Origin of the sequence: Streptomyces sp. NBC_00503 (assembly GCF_036346895.1) — a bacterium.
Taxonomy (GTDB): Bacteria; Actinomycetota; Actinomycetes; order Streptomycetales; family Streptomycetaceae; genus Streptomyces.
The window spans coordinates 6,689,682-6,706,042 of sequence record NZ_CP107855.1; the positions used below are offsets into that span (position 1 = coordinate 6,689,682).

Here is a 16,361-nt window from a genome sequence, read left to right on the forward strand (position 1 = left end):
GCCCATTTCTCAGCCCGTTTTGCGGGCCTCGATGAGGAATCGGGCGGTGTGCGCGATGAACGGGCCTTCGCGTTCGATCTGTTCGTGCAGCTCGCGCAACCGGTCCCGGTGCTGCCCGACCGTGAAGCCGGGCACCATCCAGATCACCTTCCGTAGAAAGTAGATCACGGCTCCGATGTCGTGGAACTCCGTCCGCAGTCGCTCCGAGCGCAGATCGACCACCTCCAGCCCCGCCTTCGTGGCGTCTGCGACCGCGTCGTCGGGGTGGCGGCCGCGTCGGACCGCCTCCGGCTGCGGGCCCAGGAAGTACTCGACCAGCTCGAAGACGCTCGCCGGACCGACCTGCTGGGAGAAGTACGTGCCGCCGGGCCGCAGCACCCGCGCGATCTCCTCCCACCAGATCGTCACCGGATGCCGGCTGGAGACGAACTCGAACGCCTCGTCGCCGAACGGCAGCGGGGGCTCGTCGCTGTCCGAGACCACCACCGCGCCGAGCGGGTGCAGCAGCCGGGTCGCTTTGTCGATGTTCGGCGGCCAGGACTCGGTGGCGGCCATCAGCGGGGGCAGCGGCCCGGCTCCGGCGAGCACCTCCCCGCCGCCGGTCTGGATGTCCAGAGCGGAGCTGACACGGGCCAGGCGCTCCTTGAGGAGGCGCTGGTAGCCCCAGGAGGGCCGCTGCTCGCTGGCTCGGCCGTCGAGCCAGGAGAAGTCCCAGCCGTCCACGGATACGGACTCGGCTTCCGCGACGAGATGGTCGAAAGTGCGCGTCATGTCTCGATCCTCCCAGCTCGGGCGCGGGTCATCCACCGGATTGGCACGGCCCGGGGGCCCCGAAGGAAGCGCCGGGGTTTCGCCTACACTGGGCGGCGGGCCGTGACTGGCGTTCGGGTGGATCACCACCGGGGAGCGGCCCGGCGTACTCCCGTACGTCGACTGCCGCGCGCCTGGGCGAACCGCGATCCCGCAGCGACGCTCAGGAGACCCCATGACGACTGCCCAGACGACCGTGAACACGCAGCCGACGGCCACGGACGCGCAGACCGCCCGGCTGATGGACGGCACCGCCCTCGCCCGCCGCATCTCGGAGCAGACCGCCGAGTACGCCGCGAAGATCACCGAGCGCACCGGCACCGCACCCTGTCTGGCGACCGTGCTGGTCGGCGAGGACCCCGCGTCCGTCACCTACGTCCGCATGAAGCAGAACCGCTGCGCCAAGGCCGGGATCACCTCCCGCCACGTGGAGCTGCCGGCCGGGACCACCACCGAGGAGCTCGTCGCCACCCTGACCGCGCTCTCCGAGGACCCGGAGATCAGCGGCATCCTGCTCCAGCACCCGGTCCCGCACCACATCGACGAGCGCGCCGCCTTCGAGGCCATCGCCCCCGGCAAGGACGTCGACGGGGTCACCATGCACTCCTTCGCCGCCATGGGCTTCGGCCTGCCGGGCTTCGTCTCCTGCACCCCCGGCGGCATCATGCGCCTGCTCGCCGCCTACGACGTGGACCTGACCGGCAAGCACGCCGTGGTCGTCGGCCGCAGCGCCATCCTGGGCAAGCCGGCCGGGATGCTGCTCCTGGAGCAGAACGCCACCGTCACCTACTGCCACTCCCGCACCGTGGACCTGCCGTCCATCGTGCGCCAGGCGGACGTGCTGGTCGCCGCCGTCGGCAAGGCCGAGTTCATCCGGGGCGAGGACATCAAGCCGGGCGCGGTGGTCCTGGACGCCGGGTACAACGAGGGGAACGTCGGCGACGTCCACTTCGAGTCGGCCGCCGCGCGCGCCTCGCTGATCACCCCCGTGCCGGGCGGTGTCGGCCCGATGACCATCGCGGTGCTGCTGGAGCAGACCGTCCAGGCGGCCGCCGCGCAGGCCGGTCTGGCGCTCGCCGACCTCTGAGCGACCCTCTGATCGACCTTCGTCCCGCCGCGGCGGGTGCGACCGTACGACGAACGCCCCGGGCCCTACGGTCCGGGGTGTTCCGTTTCCGCGGGTAACGGGCCGAAAGGCCGATCCGGACCGCCCGCCCCACCGTTGCAATGAATATGTGAACGCATCGATGGATATGCACGAGAAGCGGCAGCGGCACCCGCGCGGGCTCGCCACCCTGGTCCTCGCCGAGCTGTGGGAGCGGTTCAGCCTCTACGGCATGGTCGCCATCCTCGTGCACTTCCTCGCGGCCTCCCGCGGGCACGGCGGAATGGGCCTCCACGAGGGCACCGCCGAAGCCGTCGAAGGCGTCTACATGGCCATGATCTCGCTGCTGGCACTGCCCGGCGGCTGGATCGCCGACCGCTTCCTCGGCGCCCGCCGGGCCGTCCTGTGGGGCGGCGTGGTCATCATGGCCGGCCACGTCCTGATGGCCGTCCCGAACCCGGTCTTCGTCTGGCCCGGCCTGGTCCTCATCGTCATCGGCACCGGCCTGCTCAAGCCGAACATCTCCGCCCTCGTCGGCCGGCTGTACGCCCCCGAGGACGACCAGCGCCGCGACGCCGGCTACTCGATCTTCTACATGGGCATCAACCTCGGCGCCGTCATCGCCCCGCTCGTCGTCGGCTACCTCGGCGAAGAGGTCAACTGGCACCTCGGCTTCGGCGCCGCCGCCGTCGGCATGGCGCTCGGCCTGGTCCAGTACGTCCTCGGCGGCCGCAGGCTCGCGGGCCAGCTGCGCGAGGAGCCCGTGGTCCGGCTGACCCCCGCCGAGCGCGCCAAGGTGCGCAGGACCTCCTCGTACGGGCTGGTCTTCACGGCCGTCCTGATCGGCCTGCTGGTCGCCGCGCACGCCCTGAGCATCGACAACATCACCTTCGTGCTCACGATCGTCGCCGTGGTGGTCCCCGCCGGAGTGCTGCTCTCCATGTACCGCAGTCCCAAGGTCGACGCGGTCGAGAGGACCCGGCTGCGCGCCTACGTCTGGCTCTTCCTGGCCGCCACGCTGTTCTGGCTGGTCTACGACCAGATGGGCAACGAGCTGAACCTGTTCGCCGCCCAGAAGACCGACCTGTCCCTGCTCGGCTGGCACATCCCGGCCAGCTGGACCCAGTCGCTGCCCTCCCTCTTCGTGATCGTCCTGGCCCCGCTCTTCGCCGTGTTCTGGGTCCGCCGGGGCAAGCGCATGAGCACCCCGTTCAAGTTCGGCCTGGCCCTGCTGCTGACCGGCGCCTCCTTCGTGGTCATGTCGGGCGCCGCCGCCATCGCCTCCAAGGGCGTCAAGGTCTCGCTGATGTGGCTGGTGGGCGTCTACGTGATCCAGGTGATGGGCGAGATGTGCCTCAGCCCGGTGGGCCTGTCGGTCACCGCGAAGCTCGCCCCGCGGGCCTTCACCAACCAGATGATGGGCGTCTGGTTCCTCGCGGCCGCCACCGGAGACGCCATCGGCGCGCAGCTGCCCCGGCTCGACGCGGTCATCGGCCAGAGCTGGAACTTCCTGTGGCAGGGCGCGATGGTGATCGCGGCCGGCGCGGTGATGGTCTTCTTCACCAAGCGGCTCAAGGTGCTCACGGGAGAGGCCGCCAAGGGGTCACAGAGCCCCGAGGCCGTCCTGGTGGCCGCCTGACGCGGGGTACGGCCTCCGCGAGCCCCCGGGGGAGGCGCAGGCCCCCTGAGGCCTCAGGGAGGCCTATGGAGCCGCGAGGGGCGGACCCGGTGGGCCCAGCGGGCCCGGTCAGACCCCCGCGGCCCGGCGGCGTACTTCCGCGACGATCGGGGAGACGTCGAACTCCCGGGCCAGCTCGGTCAGCGGCCGGGAGTCCAGGCGGTACGGAGCCTCGCGGCCCGGCGCCGCCTCGCTCCAGCGCCCGCCCGCCCGTTCGGCCGCCGCCCGGCGCTGGCAGGCGGCCGCGAGCATGGCCGCGTCCGCCACCAGGGCGGCGTGCCGCTCGGGCCGGCCCTGGGCGCGCGCGGCCTCGTACGCCTGCGCGCGCACGGCGGGGTCGAACCAGCACACCAGCGCCAGGATCCCGTCGTCGATCACCGATTCGCGGTGGATCAGCCGGATCCCGACCGGGGACCACCAGGTCAGCGGCACGGGCCGCATCCCGCACGGGGAGAATCCGCGCAGCGCCGCCCAGAGCGGCCGCAGCCGCCGGTAGCGGCTGTAGTCCCGCCAGGGCGCCGATTCGCCGACCAGCGGTGCGATGAACCCGGATCCGACCAGCAGGGCCGCGGAGGCGGCCACCGGGGGTGCCACGTACGTGGAGAGGTAGTCCAGGTCCCCACCGCGCCAGCGGGCGATCACCGCGGTCCACTTCAGGGCGAGGAAGGCCAGGTCGAACGCTCCGCCGAACATGAGCAGGGCCAGTCCCGTACGCAGCGGCCGCATCGCCGGATCCAGCCGGCGCAGCCACTTCCGGCACAGCACGGTGAGCGCGGTGCTGCCCACGGTGTGCGCCGACAGATAGCAGATGATCATCTCGCGCAGCCACGGCGTGTTGGCGTAGTACGTGTCCAGGGCCCGCAGCTGCTCGACCGGTGCCTCGCCCTTGGCGAACAACACGACGATCGCCACGGTCACGGCGCCGTAGGCGGCCACGGTCAGCCGCGTGGCCCGGCGCACGGCCGGGGTCGCGGGGCCGCTCCAGTGCAGGATCAGCACGATGCAGGCGCCCGAGAAGGCGGTGAGCAGGCTGTAGACCAGTGGGGCGGCGCAGTTCACCACCCCGGTCAGCCTGTTGACGGCGACGATGGCCGGAGGCGTCGAGAGGAAGACGGCGAGCCCGCCCACGACGAGCAGGGTGTACACGGCCCGTACGGGGGGCTGGTCCCAACCCCGGCGTAAGGTCGGCGCCTTGACGATCAGCGCCGTGACGATCACCGTGCCCGGGACGAGGAGGACGAGGCTGTCCATCATCGCGCGCGTCCTACGGGGCCGGCCGGGCCCGCGGTCCCGGTCCCGACGGTCCGGGCGGTCCGTGCGGTCCCGGCTGCCGGGGCGGGCACCGGCGGCGCGGCCGGACCGTCCAGGTCCAGGCCGGCGACCGCCCGCTCCGCGGCGGTCAGCGGAGCCGCCTTCAGGGCGCCGCGCCCGGAGGCCCGAAGCACCTCCCGGACCACGGCGGGGCGGAGCCAGTACGCGGGCGCCCGGTTCATGGTGACGACCTGGAGCAGGGCGGCGGTGAGCGATTTTGTGGTGGTCGCACCGGTCATCAGCCGGTCGACGTACGCGCCGCGCAGTCCGGCCCCGGCGCGCGGCTGCATGCCGGTGGCACCCGGGTACTTGATGTCCTGCGAGGTGGCGAGGTCCCAGGCGGCGGCCACCCGCGGGGCGATGGCGCGCTGCGCCCCGATGCCGATGGAGGGGTGGGCCAGACCCTTGGCGCGCAGCAGCGTACGGACGGCGAGGATGCCCTGGGCGGCGACCGTCATGCCCTGGCCGTAGAGCGGATTGAAGGTGGCGACCGAGTCGCCTACGGCGAAGAAGCCGTCGGGGAGTTCGGCGTTCTCGAAGAAGATCCGGCGGTTGGCGGTGCCCCGGGTGACGGAGACGCCGGTCAGCGGCCTCCTGCCCTCGAGGAGTTCGCCGACGATCGGGTCGCGGACCCCCTTGGCGAAGGAGAGGAAGGCCTCCGGGTCGGAGGTGGGCCGGCCGCCGTGGGTGCCGGAGAGAGTGGCCTGCCACCGGCCGTTCTCGATCGGGACGATCGTCGCCGTCCGGCCGGGTACGCGCATCCGCGGGTCGGACCGCACGTCGATGATGGGGAACCCCATGGCGTGGGCGCCTTCCGGTGCCTCGAAGACGCGGGTCGCGCAGACCAGGCCGGAGTCCACCCCGGCCTCCTCGAGGCCGCTCACGCCGAGCGCCTCCAGCCAGGTGCGGGCGCGCGAGCCGCGGCCGCTCGCGTCCACCACGAGATCGGCGGTGACCAGCCGGTTCTCCTCGCCCGGGGTGTCCACACGGACCCCGGTGATCCGGTCGGCACCGCCCTCCAGGGCGCGGACCCGGCTCTGCTGGAGGGTGGTGACCCCAGCCAGTTCGATGACGCGGGAGCGGATCACCGAGTCGAGGAGGTCGCGGCTGCAGGAGATGCTGAACTGCATCTCGCCGTGGCGCGGCAGCCAGCCCCGGGCGGTCTTGCCGACCAGACCGGTGGGCAGGCTGCGGCGGACGGCCCCGGCTGCCTGCCAGTCATCGGTGATTCCGGGCAGGATCTCCTCGACAGCGCGCGCGCCGCCCGACCACAGCAGGTGGGTGTGCCGGGCCTGGGGGAGTCCGCGGCGCGGCTCCGGGCCCTCCGGCAGAGTGTCCGCCTCGATGATCGTGACCGTCGCGTGCTCGGCGAGGACGGCTGCCGCGAGCAGGCCGGCCAGGCTGCCGCCGATGACGACGGCGTGGCGGTGCGGGGAAGACTGGGTCATCGTGTGGTGCTCTCTGTCGGGCCGTGCACAAACGCATCGGCGGAGGAAGCGCGTCGGCGGTGGGGCGGAGGCCGACCGCCGGGTGCGGACACCGGAGCCGCGCTCAACCTCCCCAGCCGAACGAGGTCTTGATGCGCTCGAACGCTTCGGGGACTTGCTCTTCCCGGGGTGGTGGAAGGAACGTCTTGAGGATCAGTCCGAGGTGCAGCCCGAAGGTCTCCGCGCGGATCTCCGCCGGATCCTCCCGGTCGGCGCGGGCCGCGGCCTGCCGGACGACGGAGCCCAGCCCGCCGTCGGAGCGCAGCAGCTCCGCCAGGCTGCCGCCGCCTTCCGACAGCCGGGCCGCGACCGCCATGCCGGCGCCGTGCCGGTCGCAGGTGCCCTCGTCCAGGTGCCACAGCTCGTGGCAGGCGATGACGAGCTGGTGCTCGGGCCGGGTGCGCTCCTCGATGACGAGGAGGTCGCGGTCCTCCATTTCCAGCCACAGCCCACTGGCCGTGTCGGGCGGGAAGGCAGCGAACCGGAACAGCACCGGCCGGTCGCGGTCGCGGCCGTAGGCGCCGCACAGCCCGGCGATGATGCCGGCGGCCTCGGTGTTCGGGGACAGGCGGGCGCCCGCCACCAGGTCGGCGCCGAGCTTGCGCATGGCACGTGTGGTCCTCATGGCGCTTCCCCTTCGGCCGGGCGGCCCAGTTGTCCCTCGCGGGCGAGCAGGTCGTCCAGGTGGTCGGCCAGCGACTTCCAGCCACCCGGCGAGAGCTTGCCCGCCCGGGTGACGATGCTGCGCACGTCATGGGCCCGCATCACGGCGAGCATCGGGTTCTCCGCGGGCCGCTCCGCGGACTCCAGCTCGCGCTCGATCTCCGCCAGGGCGGCGGCGAGCGCCTCGGCGTCGTCGGCCAGCAGGAAACCGGCCTCGACCCCGTAGAAGCGCTGGATCCCGGCGGCCGCCGCGAGGTTGGGCAGCCCCTCGCCCTGTGCGAGGCGGGTCAGGGACTGGCCCGAGGCGTCGAAGGAGCCGGCGATGGCGGAGAGGGAGTGGGGCTGGCCGTCTTCCCGGGGGCGGGTGCGGCGCAGGTGCTCGAACCGGAGGCGGACCTGCTCCTTGAGCGGGATCCGGGGCGGGTTGCCGTCGAGGGTGAGCCGGATGGCCTGCGGGGTGATGCCGGTGAGGTACGAGAGGTGTTCGAGGTCGTCCGCGCCGCCGGTGGCGGAGCCGGTCGGACTGCTTCCGCTCGTGGCCAGGGCCCGTTCCACCGCGCTCTTGCTGTCGGCGAGCAGGAAGCCGGCGTAGACCCCGAAGAACCGCTGGACTCCGGCCGCGTGGCCGAGCCGGGGCAGTCCGGTGCCCGCGTTGAGCGGGCCGAGGGAGGCGCCGGGCGCGTCGAAGTCCTCGGCTATGGCGGCCAGGGGCCACTCCCGGCCGTGCTTGTCGCGGCGGGTGGCGCGCAGCCGCAGGAAGCGCTGGTGCACCCGCTCGTACAGGGGCAGTTCGGCGGCGGTGCCGGCCAGGACCCGGGGGATGCGGGTCGGTTCCACCCCGGACAGGCGGCTCAGCCGCTCCACGGCGAGCACGCGCTCCGGATCCTGGCCGCGCTGCTCCGCCAACGCCACGACGCGGCCCCGGGCCGCGGTGAGGTCGGGTCGGGCCGTGGCACGCACCGGGTGTTTCTCCGTCAAGTAGAGAGAAGGTTCGCATCGGTTGCTCTGCGTGAAGCGTAGCCCTCGGTTCCGTGGTGGAACAGGACGATCCCAACATTTCCTTCCGTCCGGCTCAAGAAATGTGGGGCCGAAGCCAGGCCTCCGCCTGCCGCCAGGCGCCCATTACCCCTGGGGTAATCGACCCGGCGAGAGCTCCGGCGGCACAGTGGAGCCATCGGGTTCCGGCGCCGCGCACTCGGCTCCGGAACCCGGGTCATCCGTACTCCACCAGCCCGAACGACCCTCGACGGAGGCTGATCCGCCATGTCCGCAACCCTGCTCACCGCCGTAGCCCGTACCGCCGTCCCCCAGGCCGCGCTGCGCCGCTTCCTCGCCCTCGATTCGGTCGTCACCGCGGGCAACGGGCTCGCCTACGTCGCCTTCTCCGCGCCCCTCGGCCGGCTGCTCGGCCTCGGGCAGGGGCTGGTGCTGGGGCTCGGGGTGTTCCTGGTGTTCTACGGGGCGGGCGTCGGCCTGCTGGCATCGCGCCGGCAGCCCCCGGTCCTCCCCGTCCGGCTCGTCATCGAAGCCAACTACGCCTGGGCCGCGCTCAGTCTGGTAGCCCTCGTCGTCTGGTTCGCGCCCACCACCGCGGGGGCGGTGTGGATCCCGGCGCAGGCGCTCACCGTCGCGGGCTTCGCGCTCCTGCAGCAGCTCGCCTTGCGCGCGGACTCAGGGCGCCAGTGACCTCAGGTACTTCACCGTCGCCGGGTCGGCGGGCAGCAGGGTCTCGATGGCCAGCTCGGCGACGGTCACGTCCATCGGAGTGTTGAAGGTGGAGATGGAGGAGACGAAGGAGAGCAGCTGCCCGTCGTGCTCGATCCGCAGCGGAAGCGCGATGTACGGAACTGCTTCGTCCGGTTCACTGTCGCCCGGCCGCTCCGAGGCCGGGGGCAGCGGATACGCCGCCACCTCCTCGTACAGGGCGCGCAGCGGCTCCGAGCGGGCCAGCGCGATCTGCCGCTCCATCTGGGCCAGCAGGTGCCCCCGCCACTCCCGGAGGTTGTGGATCCGGGGGGCGAGGCCCTCCGGGTGCAGGGTCAGCCGCATGGCGTTGAGCGGCCCGGCCAGCAGGTGCTCGGGCATTCCGTCCAGCAGCATCATGATGCCCCGGTTGGCCGCCACCACGTCGTACGTGGCGTCCACCACCAGTGCCGGATACGGCTCGTAGCCGGTCAGCAGCCGTTCCAGACCCTCGCGCAGCACCGTCATCGAGGGGTCGTCCATCGGGGTGTGCGCGTACCGGGGCGCGTAACCGGCCGCCAGCAGCAGGGCGTTGCGGTCCCGCACCGGCACGTCCAGCCGGTCGGCGAGCCGCAGCACCATCTCCTCGCTCGGCCGGGACCGGCCGGTCTCCACGAAGCTGATGTGCCGGGAGGAGGAGTCGGCGCGGCCCGCCAGTTCCAGCTGGCTGAACCCGCGCCGCTCCCGCCAGGTGCGCAACAGGGCGCCCACCGTCGCAGTCGTCATGGCATGAAGTTAGCCCAGTCGGGGCCCGCGGCCGGGTCGGCCCAGGTCGAAGGCGTTGCGCAGGCCGAGCCGGTAGCGCCACAGGTCGTGCCGCCTGAGGGGTTCCACCTCCGGAGCCCGGTACAGCGGCCGCACGGTGCACCGCGCCGCCGTCGAACCGTCCCGGTCCAGGAGGGAGTTGACGGCCGCCCGGGCCGAGGCGTTGGCGCCATCCATCGTCGCGAGGTCGATGTCGACCGCCACGTAGTCCCCGCTGAGGAAGAAGTTGGGGATGCGGGTGCCCGCGCTCGGCCGGTTGCGGAGGGTGCCGGTCGGGTGGATCAGCAACTGGTCCTGGTTGGTCGGGTTCGGTGTGCCGGTCCCCTCAGGCTGTGGCCCCCGCGGCGGACAGCGCGCCTGCGGTGGCCGCGGCCCCCGCGATGAACGTGCGCCTGGAGTTTCCTGGGCGCGTCACGATGATGCTCCCTCGGTGTCCGGCGGTACCCAGCGGTATTACCGGCAGTAACGGTCACGTCCGGCGCAGGAGGACAGGGGCGGCACGGTGGGCACGGAAGGCGCGGAAGTACCCGCACGCACTATGGCGCGAAACCTTCCCCTGGGCGTCAGCTGTGGGAACCTTGACTCCACGTCAGGTCAATCGGGCAGCCGCGTACGCCGGGGCGTGCGCACTACGGGGAAGGAGCCTGTGGATGTCGAGAGAGCCGCTTTCGCAGAAGGAGATCGAGGACCGGTTGCGGGAACTCCCCGGCTGGGCCTTCGAGGACGACCGGATCTTCCGCACCTACCGGCTGAGCAGCCACTTCGCGGCGAGCGCCCTCGTCAGCCACATCGCCGTCGTGCAGGACGAGTTGAACCACCACTCCGACCTCACCCTGGGCTACAACACCGTCCGCGTCTCCGTGAACACGCACGACGCCGCAGACTCCGTCACCGAGGCCGACTTCGCCCTCGCCGAGCGCGTCGAGTCCCTCGCCCCCGCCCACGGCGCCGCCTGATGGCGGTACCGAAGTCGCTGCTCGACTACGACGCCGAAGCCGAGGCCTACGACGCCACGCGCGGCGGAGTCCCGCGCGCCGAGGCCGCCGCCGCGGCGGTCCTCGGCCTCCTCCCGCCGGCCACAGCGACCCTGCTCGACCTCGGCTGCGGCACCGGCATCGTCACCACCAGGATCGCCTCGGGCCGCCCCGGGGCGCGGGTGTCCGGCGTGGACTCCTCGCAGGGGATGGCCGCCATGGCCCTCTCCCGGGGAGTCCCGGTGGTCCTCGCCTCCGCGACCCGGCTCCCGGTCCGCTCCGGCTCCCTCGACGCGGTGACCGCGGTCTGGCTGCTGCACCTGCTGCGCGAACCGGGCGCGGTGGCCGCCGTCATCGCCGAGGCGGCCCGGGTCCTGCGCCCCGGCGGGGTGTTCGTCGCCACCGTCGACAAGGACTCCGCCCACGACGTCGGCAGCGACATCGACGCGCTGCTCGCGCCGCACCTCACCCGTGCCCCCGCCGACTCCACGGCGGAGGTCACCGCCCACGCGGCCGCGGCGGGCCTGCGCCCCGGCGCCGAAGCCCGCTTCACCGGGCACGGCCAGGGCGTGAGCCCGCGCCGGAGCGCCGCCGCCCTGCTGGCCGGCCGCTACGCCTCCCGGGTCCGCCCGCGCGGCACCACCCCGCAGGAGCTCGCGGACCGGCTGACACGCCTGCCGGCCCCGGACTCCCCGCGCGCGGACCCCACGTACCGCCTGCGCAGCTTCGTACGGGACTGACGGGCGCGGGTCCGTACGGGACCGGGGCGCGCGGCCGCCCGGCCGCTCAGGTGTCCACGCGCTCCAGGCGCCACCACTGCGACGGCGCGTCGGTGTCCTCGGCCTGGCGGGCCCGGCCCTCGGCGTCGGCCTCCAGGGGCAGACCGCTGATCGCGGCGATCAGGGAGACGACACCGGGGTCGTCGAGGTGCTCCTCGACGACCCACTCCTGGGCCCCGAAGGCGTTCGCCTTCCACACCTGGACCCGGGCACCGCTCTCGGTCGAGGCGTTCGCGACGTCGAGCCGCTTGCCGTTGTGGACGCTGACCAGGTGGAAGATCCCGCCGCCGCTGTGGACGGGCCTGATCTCCCACTGCCGGGCCGGCTCCGGCCCGTCGGCCGGACCGACGCACACCCGGTTGCCGCCCTCCACCTGGAGCAGCAGCCCGCTCGCCAGGTTGCGGACCAGGTACACGCCGTCCGGCGCCCTCATCTCGGGGCTCAGAAGTCGAACTCGGCCGGGTCGGGACCGATCCGGCGGCCCGCCGAGCCGGCACCCAGCGCGTCCAGCGCGGCGATGTCCTCGGCGTCGAGCTCGAAACCGAAGACGTCCAGGTTCTCGCGGATCCGCGAAGGGGTCACGGACTTGGGGATCACGACGTTCCCGAGCTGCAGGTGCCAGCGCAGCACCACCTGCGCGGCCGAGCGGCCGTGCTTGGCGGCGATCGCGGTGACGGCGGGCAGCGTGAGGAGGTCCTTGCCCTGGCCGAGAGGGGACCAGGCCTCGGTGGCGATGCCGTGGCGGGCGTGGAGGGCGCGCAGTTCACCCTGCGGGAGGAGCGGGTGCAGCTCGATCTGGTTCACGGCCGGAACCAGCGAGCTCTCGGCGCCGAGCCGCTCCAGGTCGGCGGGGCGGAAGTTCGAGACGCCGACGGCCTTGGCGCGGCCGCTCGCCGCGATCTCCTCGAAGGTCTTCCAGATGGCGACGAAGTCCTCGCGCATGGGGCGCGGCCAGTGGATCAGGTAGAGGTCGACGTCGTCGAGGCCCAGCTTGGCGAGCGAGGAGTCGAACTCGCGCAGCACGTTGTCCCGGCCCCAGGTCTCGGACTTGCCGTTCCACAGCTTGGTGGTGACGAACAGTTCCTCGCGCGGCACCCCGGACGCGGCGATGGCCTTGCCGGTGCCGGTCTCGTTGCCGTAGATGGACGCCGTGTCGATGCTGCGGTAGCCCGCCTCCAGCGCGGTCCCGACGGCCTGCTCCGCCTCCGCGTCCGGGACCTGCCAGACGCCGTAGCCGAGCTGGGGCATGATCGTGCCGTTGTTGAGCTTGATGCCGGGGACCTGGTTCACGTCGGGTCGTTCCCTCTGGTTGTCGTCGGGTCGTCGTCGGTACGGGCACGCGTGCGGGCACCCGTACGACCGGCGACAACCGGACTCCCGCGTGGCCTATTCCCGCCGAACGGGTGAAACCCGTACGGCGGGAACAGGTACGGCCGGGACTACGCCCCCAGGTACGCCTCCCGGACCCGCGCGTCGCCCCGTACCTCGGCGGCCGTGCCCTCGGCGAGCACGCTCCCCAGGTCCAGGACGACCACGCGCGTGCAGAGGTCCATCACGAAGGCGACGTTGTGCTCGACCAGCAGCACCGCGCAGCCCTCCTCCTCGGCGAGCCGGCGCACGACGACGGCCAGTTGCTCGCGCTCGGGCGCCGACATGCCCGACGCGGGCTCGTCCAGCAGCAGCACCCGCGGCGGATCGGCCACGGCGCGGGCCAGCTCCACCATCCGGGCCCGACCCACCGGCAGACCACCGGCGTACGAGGCCGCGAGCGCGCCGATCCCGCAGTCGGCCAGCACCCGCGCGGCCCGCTCCCGGCGCTCCCGCTCGCGGCGGCGCCGGGTCGGGGACGCCACCAGATCGGCGGCGAAACCGCCGCCCCCGCCCCGCCACTCCTGCGCGACGAGCACGTTGTCGGCCACGCTGAGCTGCCCGAACAACTGCTGGCGCTGGAACGTCCGGCGCATCCCGTGCCGGGCCCGCCAGACGGGGGAGCGCCGGGTGATGTCCACCCCGTCGAGCAGCATCCGGCCCCGGTCGGGCCGCCGGATCCCGGACAGGACGTCGAACAGGGTGGTCTTCCCGGCCCCGTTCGGCCCGATCAGCCCGCACACCTCACCGGCCCGGATCCCGAGATCGACCCCGTCCAGCGCCCTGACCCCGCCGAACCGCACGCTCACCCCGGCGGCCTCCAGTACATATCCGCCCGTGCCCGTACCCGTACCCGTGCTCATCCGCCCATCCCCAGGTAGGCCTCGGTCAGCCGGTCCGTCTCCACCTCGGCGCGCGGGCCGCACCAGGAGACCCGGCCCTGGGAGAGGTAGGCGACGGTATCGGCGATCCCGAGGATCTCGGCCGCCTTCTCCTCCACCAGCAGGAGCGCGGTCCCCGCGTCGCGGAGCTCGGTGAGCAGCCCGTACACCTCGTCCACCACGCGCGGCGCGAGCCCCAGCGAGGGCTCGTCCGCGATCAGCACCTCGGGCGGCCGCTGGAGCAGCGGTGCCAGGGCCAGCATCTGCTGCTCCCCGCCCGACAGCGCCCCGGCGGCGACCCCCCGCCGCTCCCGCAGCCGGGGGAACCGCGCGTAGACGGCGTCCCGCTCGGCGGGGTCCGCGAGGTACAGGGCCAGGTTCTCCTCGATGCTGAGCGCGGGGAAGATCCCCCGCCCCTCGGGCGCGAGCAGCACCCCGGCCCGGGAACGGCCCACGGCCCCGTCGCGCGTGGCGTCCCGCCCGTTCACGTGGACGGACCCGCCGGAGACGGCAAGCGCCCCGGCGGCGACCCGGCAGGCGGTGGACTTCCCGGCCCCGTTGGGCCCGAGCACGGCCAGGATCTCCCCGCGCCGCACGACGAGGTCCACCCCGTGCAGCACGAGCCCACCGTCGTACCCGGCGGTTACGCTGCGCAGCTCCAGGGCGGGAAATCCAGCCCCGCCGGCGTTTGAGGCGCGGGGGTCCGGGGGCGGAGCCCCCGAAGGGGTCCGGGGCGAAGCCCCGCCACGCGGCGGAGCCGCACCAACCGGCGCAGCGGGAAGGGGCGGGGTGGGGGAAAGCCCCGCAGGGCCCACCCCGGCCCCGCCGCCGACCCTGGCCGCGGGAACGGCTCCGGCTGCGGGAGCGGCCAAGGCACCGACCCGCCGCCGAGCCACCCGCACAGGAATGGCCGCGCAATACCCGTCAGGATCATTGGCCAAGGCCAACCCCGCCAGCCCGAACAGAATCACCGGCAGATGCGCCGACTCCGTCACGTAGTCCGCCATCACCCGCGGAGCAACGGCGAAGACCAGCCCCGCCACCACCGCGTACTGGGGCCGCCGGACCCCCGCCGCCACGACCACCGCCAGCCACACCAGACCGGTCATCGCGGTGAAGTCGGTGGCCGTGATCCGGGTGTTGTAGGAGGCGTACAGCACGCCCCCGAACCCGGCCAGCCCGGCGGACAGCGTGAAGAGCAGCAGTTTGGTCCGCAGCACGGACACCCCGGAGGCCATGGCCGCGGCGGGAGCGGACCGTACGGCGAGCATCGCCCGCCCCGACGGGGAGTCGCGCAGTGCGTTCAGCCCGGCGGCGACCACCGCGACCAGGACCACCAGTGCCACTCCCATGGCCCGGTCGTCGGACAGGTCCACGGGTCCGAACACCGGCCGGGGGATCGACCAGCCGGAGTCGCCGTTGCGCAGCCACCGCATCTGGAACAGCACCTGGTCGGCCAGGAACGCCAGTGCCAGCGTGGCCAGCGCCAGGGACCGCCCGCCCAGCCGCAGCGCGGGCAGTGCGACCAGTGCCCCCAGTACGGCGGCCACGCAGGTGCCGACCGCCAGCGCGGCCACGAACGGCCACCCGTGGCTCATCAGCAGCCCGGCGACCAGCGCGGCGCCCGTGACGAAGGTGCCCTGGGCCAGCGAGACCATCGCCCCGAGTCCGGTCACCACGGTGAAGGACATGAACACCAGGGCCAGTGCGAGCCCTTGGGCCAGGAGTCCGCTCCAGAAGGGGGTGGTCACGGTGTAGAGGGCCACGCACAACGCGGCGCCGCCGCCCGCCCACACCCCCCACCGTCGAGCCCACGAGGCCCCGGCCAGATGGTCCACGGGGGCCACGTCCACCGCTGCCGTGCCCGCGGTCCGCGCCCGCCGGGCGAGCACGAGCAGCCCGCCGAAGAGGATCAGGAAGGGCACGGCCGTTCTGAATCCGGTGATGGAGTCGGCGAAGGACGCGTAGCCGACGACCAGGTTCTGGAGCACTCCCAGTCCCAGCCCGCCCGCGAAGGCGAGCGGTACGGAGGCGAACCGCCCGATGACGGCGGCGGTGGCCGAGACGAAGAGGAACAGGGTGAAGTCGTGCGCCGACAGGCCGAGCAGCGGGGTCGCCAGCACCCCCGCGAGCCCGGCCAGCCCCGAGGCGATCATCCACGCCACCGACGAGAGCCGGTCGGCGTCGATCCCGCGGAGCTCGGTGAGCGAGCGGTTGTCCACGGCGGCCCGCAGCCGCAGCCCCAGCCGGGTGTGACGCATCAGCACCCACAGGGCGACGGCCACCACGGCCGTCGCCACCCAGGTGATCAGCTGGTCGGAGTCGATGCCCACGTCGGAGGTGAGCTGCCAGGCCTTCGCGGGGCTGGGCCCCACCCCCGGCAGCCCGAACTGGTTCTCCGCAGGTTTCACGGGCGCGCCCGCGTCCTCCAGCAGTTCCACCGCCCACAGCCCGGCCGCCGGCAGGGCCACCAGCAGCCCGATGGTGGCCACGATCTGCGCGGTCTCGCCGACCTGCGCGAGCCGCCGGAACATCAACCGGTCCAGGGCCCATCCGAGCCCGGGTGCCAGGACGAGCACCACCAGCAGGGCGGCCGGGACGGCCGGCCAGCCCAGCCCGGAGTGCAGTTCGTAGAAGGTGAGCGCGCACAGGTAGGCGGTGGCCCCGTGCGCGAAGTTGAACAGCCCGGACGCCGAGTACGACAGCACCAGCCCGGTGGCCAGCAGCGCGTACAGGGCGCCCGACACCAGACCGCTCAGTACGAAGGCGAGCAGATCTCCCATGCCGTTTCCCGTTC

General features: G+C 73.2%; 15 protein-coding genes, 1 pseudogene and 1 riboswitch. Of the genes and pseudogenes, 5 read left to right on the top strand and 11 right to left on the bottom strand.

The features are described 5' to 3' along the window. Positions 1-9: 9 nt before the first annotated feature. Positions 10-771: a methyltransferase domain-containing protein gene (locus tag OG490_RS30465; RefSeq protein WP_330299474.1), complete on the bottom strand. Its 762-nt coding sequence runs from the start codon at positions 769-771 to the stop codon at positions 10-12. Positions 772-863: 92 nt separating this feature from the next. Next, positions 864-957: riboswitch (ZMP/ZTP riboswitch) on the top strand. 28 nt (positions 958-985) lie between these two features. Here OG490_RS30465 and OG490_RS30470 point away from each other — a divergent pair. Beyond that, on the top strand, positions 986-1,897 hold the full coding sequence (locus OG490_RS30470; protein ID WP_330299475.1) for a bifunctional 5,10-methylenetetrahydrofolate dehydrogenase/5,10-methenyltetrahydrofolate cyclohydrolase: 912 nt from the start codon (positions 986-988) through the stop codon (positions 1,895-1,897). A gap of 148 nt (positions 1,898-2,045) precedes the next feature. Continuing rightward, positions 2,046-3,554, top strand: coding sequence for a peptide MFS transporter (locus OG490_RS30475; RefSeq protein WP_330299476.1), 1,509 nt, complete (start codon positions 2,046-2,048; stop codon positions 3,552-3,554). A 108-nt stretch (positions 3,555-3,662) separates the two neighbouring features. Here OG490_RS30475 and OG490_RS30480 read toward each other — a convergent pair whose 3' ends face one another. The 4 genes from OG490_RS30480 to OG490_RS30495 form a co-directional block, all read right to left on the bottom strand. Next, a complete protein-coding gene (locus OG490_RS30480) occupies positions 3,663-4,847 on the bottom strand; it encodes an MAB_1171c family putative transporter (protein ID WP_330299477.1) in 1,185 nt (394 codons plus the stop codon). Then, entirely contained in the window at positions 4,844-6,352 is a 1,509-nt protein-coding gene (locus tag OG490_RS30485) for an NAD(P)/FAD-dependent oxidoreductase (RefSeq protein ID WP_330299478.1), read from the bottom strand. The genes OG490_RS30480 and OG490_RS30485 overlap by 4 nt, the downstream gene beginning before the upstream one ends. A 103-nt stretch (positions 6,353-6,455) precedes the next feature. Beyond that, complete coding sequence (locus OG490_RS30490) at positions 6,456-7,016, bottom strand: toxin-antitoxin system, toxin component (RefSeq protein ID WP_330299479.1); 561 nt, start codon at positions 7,014-7,016, stop codon at positions 6,456-6,458. Then, entirely contained in the window at positions 7,013-8,014 is a 1,002-nt protein-coding gene (locus OG490_RS30495) for a hypothetical protein (protein ID WP_330299480.1), read from the bottom strand. The genes OG490_RS30490 and OG490_RS30495 overlap by 4 nt, the downstream gene beginning before the upstream one ends. Positions 8,015-8,317: 303 nt before the next feature. Between OG490_RS30495 and OG490_RS30500 the strand changes: the two genes are divergently transcribed. Further along, on the top strand, positions 8,318-8,740 hold the full coding sequence (locus OG490_RS30500) for a hypothetical protein (RefSeq protein WP_330299481.1): 423 nt from the start codon (positions 8,318-8,320) through the stop codon (positions 8,738-8,740). Here OG490_RS30500 and OG490_RS30505 read toward each other — a convergent pair. Next, positions 8,726-9,523: a helix-turn-helix domain-containing protein gene (locus OG490_RS30505; RefSeq protein WP_330299482.1), complete on the bottom strand. Its 798-nt coding sequence runs from the start codon at positions 9,521-9,523 to the stop codon at positions 8,726-8,728. The two genes, OG490_RS30500 and OG490_RS30505, sit on opposite strands and share 15 nt — an antisense overlap. Positions 9,524-9,532: 9 nt before the next feature. Then, a pseudogene (locus OG490_RS30510) lies at positions 9,533-9,898 on the bottom strand (FAD-dependent oxidoreductase); the annotation flags it as partial. A gap of 314 nt (positions 9,899-10,212) precedes the next feature. Between OG490_RS30510 and OG490_RS30515 the strand changes: the two are divergent. Continuing rightward, positions 10,213-10,518 (top strand): 4a-hydroxytetrahydrobiopterin dehydratase, encoded by a 306-nt coding sequence (locus OG490_RS30515; protein ID WP_330299483.1) that lies wholly within the window; start codon positions 10,213-10,215, stop codon positions 10,516-10,518. Between the two features lie 17 nt (positions 10,519-10,535). Further along, the gene (locus tag OG490_RS30520; protein WP_330301132.1) at positions 10,536-11,276 is read left to right on the top strand and encodes a class I SAM-dependent methyltransferase; all 741 of its coding nucleotides are present in this window, start codon (positions 10,536-10,538) and stop codon (positions 11,274-11,276) included. A 46-nt stretch (positions 11,277-11,322) separates the two neighbouring features. Here OG490_RS30520 and OG490_RS30525 read toward each other — a convergent pair whose 3' ends face one another. The 4 genes from OG490_RS30525 to OG490_RS30540 form a co-directional block, all read right to left on the bottom strand. Beyond that, a complete protein-coding gene (locus OG490_RS30525; RefSeq protein WP_330299484.1) occupies positions 11,323-11,748 on the bottom strand; it encodes an RICIN domain-containing protein in 426 nt (141 codons plus the stop codon). An 8-nt stretch (positions 11,749-11,756) separates the two neighbouring features. Continuing rightward, the gene (locus OG490_RS30530) at positions 11,757-12,605 is read right to left on the bottom strand and encodes an aldo/keto reductase (protein WP_330299485.1); all 849 of its coding nucleotides are present in this window, start codon (positions 12,603-12,605) and stop codon (positions 11,757-11,759) included. A 149-nt stretch (positions 12,606-12,754) separates the two neighbouring features. Then, on the bottom strand, positions 12,755-13,546 hold the full coding sequence (locus OG490_RS30535) for an ABC transporter ATP-binding protein (RefSeq protein WP_330299486.1): 792 nt from the start codon (positions 13,544-13,546) through the stop codon (positions 12,755-12,757). After that, the gene (locus tag OG490_RS30540; RefSeq protein ID WP_330299487.1) at positions 13,543-16,347 is read right to left on the bottom strand and encodes an ABC transporter permease subunit; all 2,805 of its coding nucleotides are present in this window, start codon (positions 16,345-16,347) and stop codon (positions 13,543-13,545) included. The genes OG490_RS30535 and OG490_RS30540 overlap by 4 nt, the downstream gene beginning before the upstream one ends. Positions 16,348-16,361: the final 14 nt, after the last annotated feature.

Coding starts and splice junctions, on each gene's coding strand:
- OG490_RS30500 (WP_330299481.1), top strand. CDS start 8,318: ATGTCCGCAACCCTGCTCACCGCCGTAGCCCGTACCGCCGTCCCCCAG.
- OG490_RS30515 (WP_330299483.1), top strand. CDS start 10,213: ATGTCGAGAGAGCCGCTTTCGCAGAAGGAGATCGAGGACCGGTTGCGG.
- OG490_RS30525 (WP_330299484.1), bottom strand. CDS start 11,748: ATGAGGGCGCCGGACGGCGTGTACCTGGTCCGCAACCTGGCGAGCGGG.
- OG490_RS30490 (WP_330299479.1), bottom strand. CDS start 7,016: ATGAGGACCACACGTGCCATGCGCAAGCTCGGCGCCGACCTGGTGGCG.
- OG490_RS30470 (WP_330299475.1), top strand. CDS start 986: ATGACGACTGCCCAGACGACCGTGAACACGCAGCCGACGGCCACGGAC.
- OG490_RS30535 (WP_330299486.1), bottom strand. CDS start 13,546: ATGAGCACGGGTACGGGTACGGGCACGGGCGGATATGTACTGGAGGCC.
- OG490_RS30465 (WP_330299474.1), bottom strand. CDS start 771: ATGACGCGCACTTTCGACCATCTCGTCGCGGAAGCCGAGTCCGTATCC.
- OG490_RS30480 (WP_330299477.1), bottom strand. CDS start 4,847: ATGATGGACAGCCTCGTCCTCCTCGTCCCGGGCACGGTGATCGTCACG.
- OG490_RS30485 (WP_330299478.1), bottom strand. CDS start 6,352: ATGACCCAGTCTTCCCCGCACCGCCACGCCGTCGTCATCGGCGGCAGC.
- OG490_RS30540 (WP_330299487.1), bottom strand. CDS start 16,347: ATGGGAGATCTGCTCGCCTTCGTACTGAGCGGTCTGGTGTCGGGCGCC.
- OG490_RS30505 (WP_330299482.1), bottom strand. CDS start 9,523: ATGACGACTGCGACGGTGGGCGCCCTGTTGCGCACCTGGCGGGAGCGG.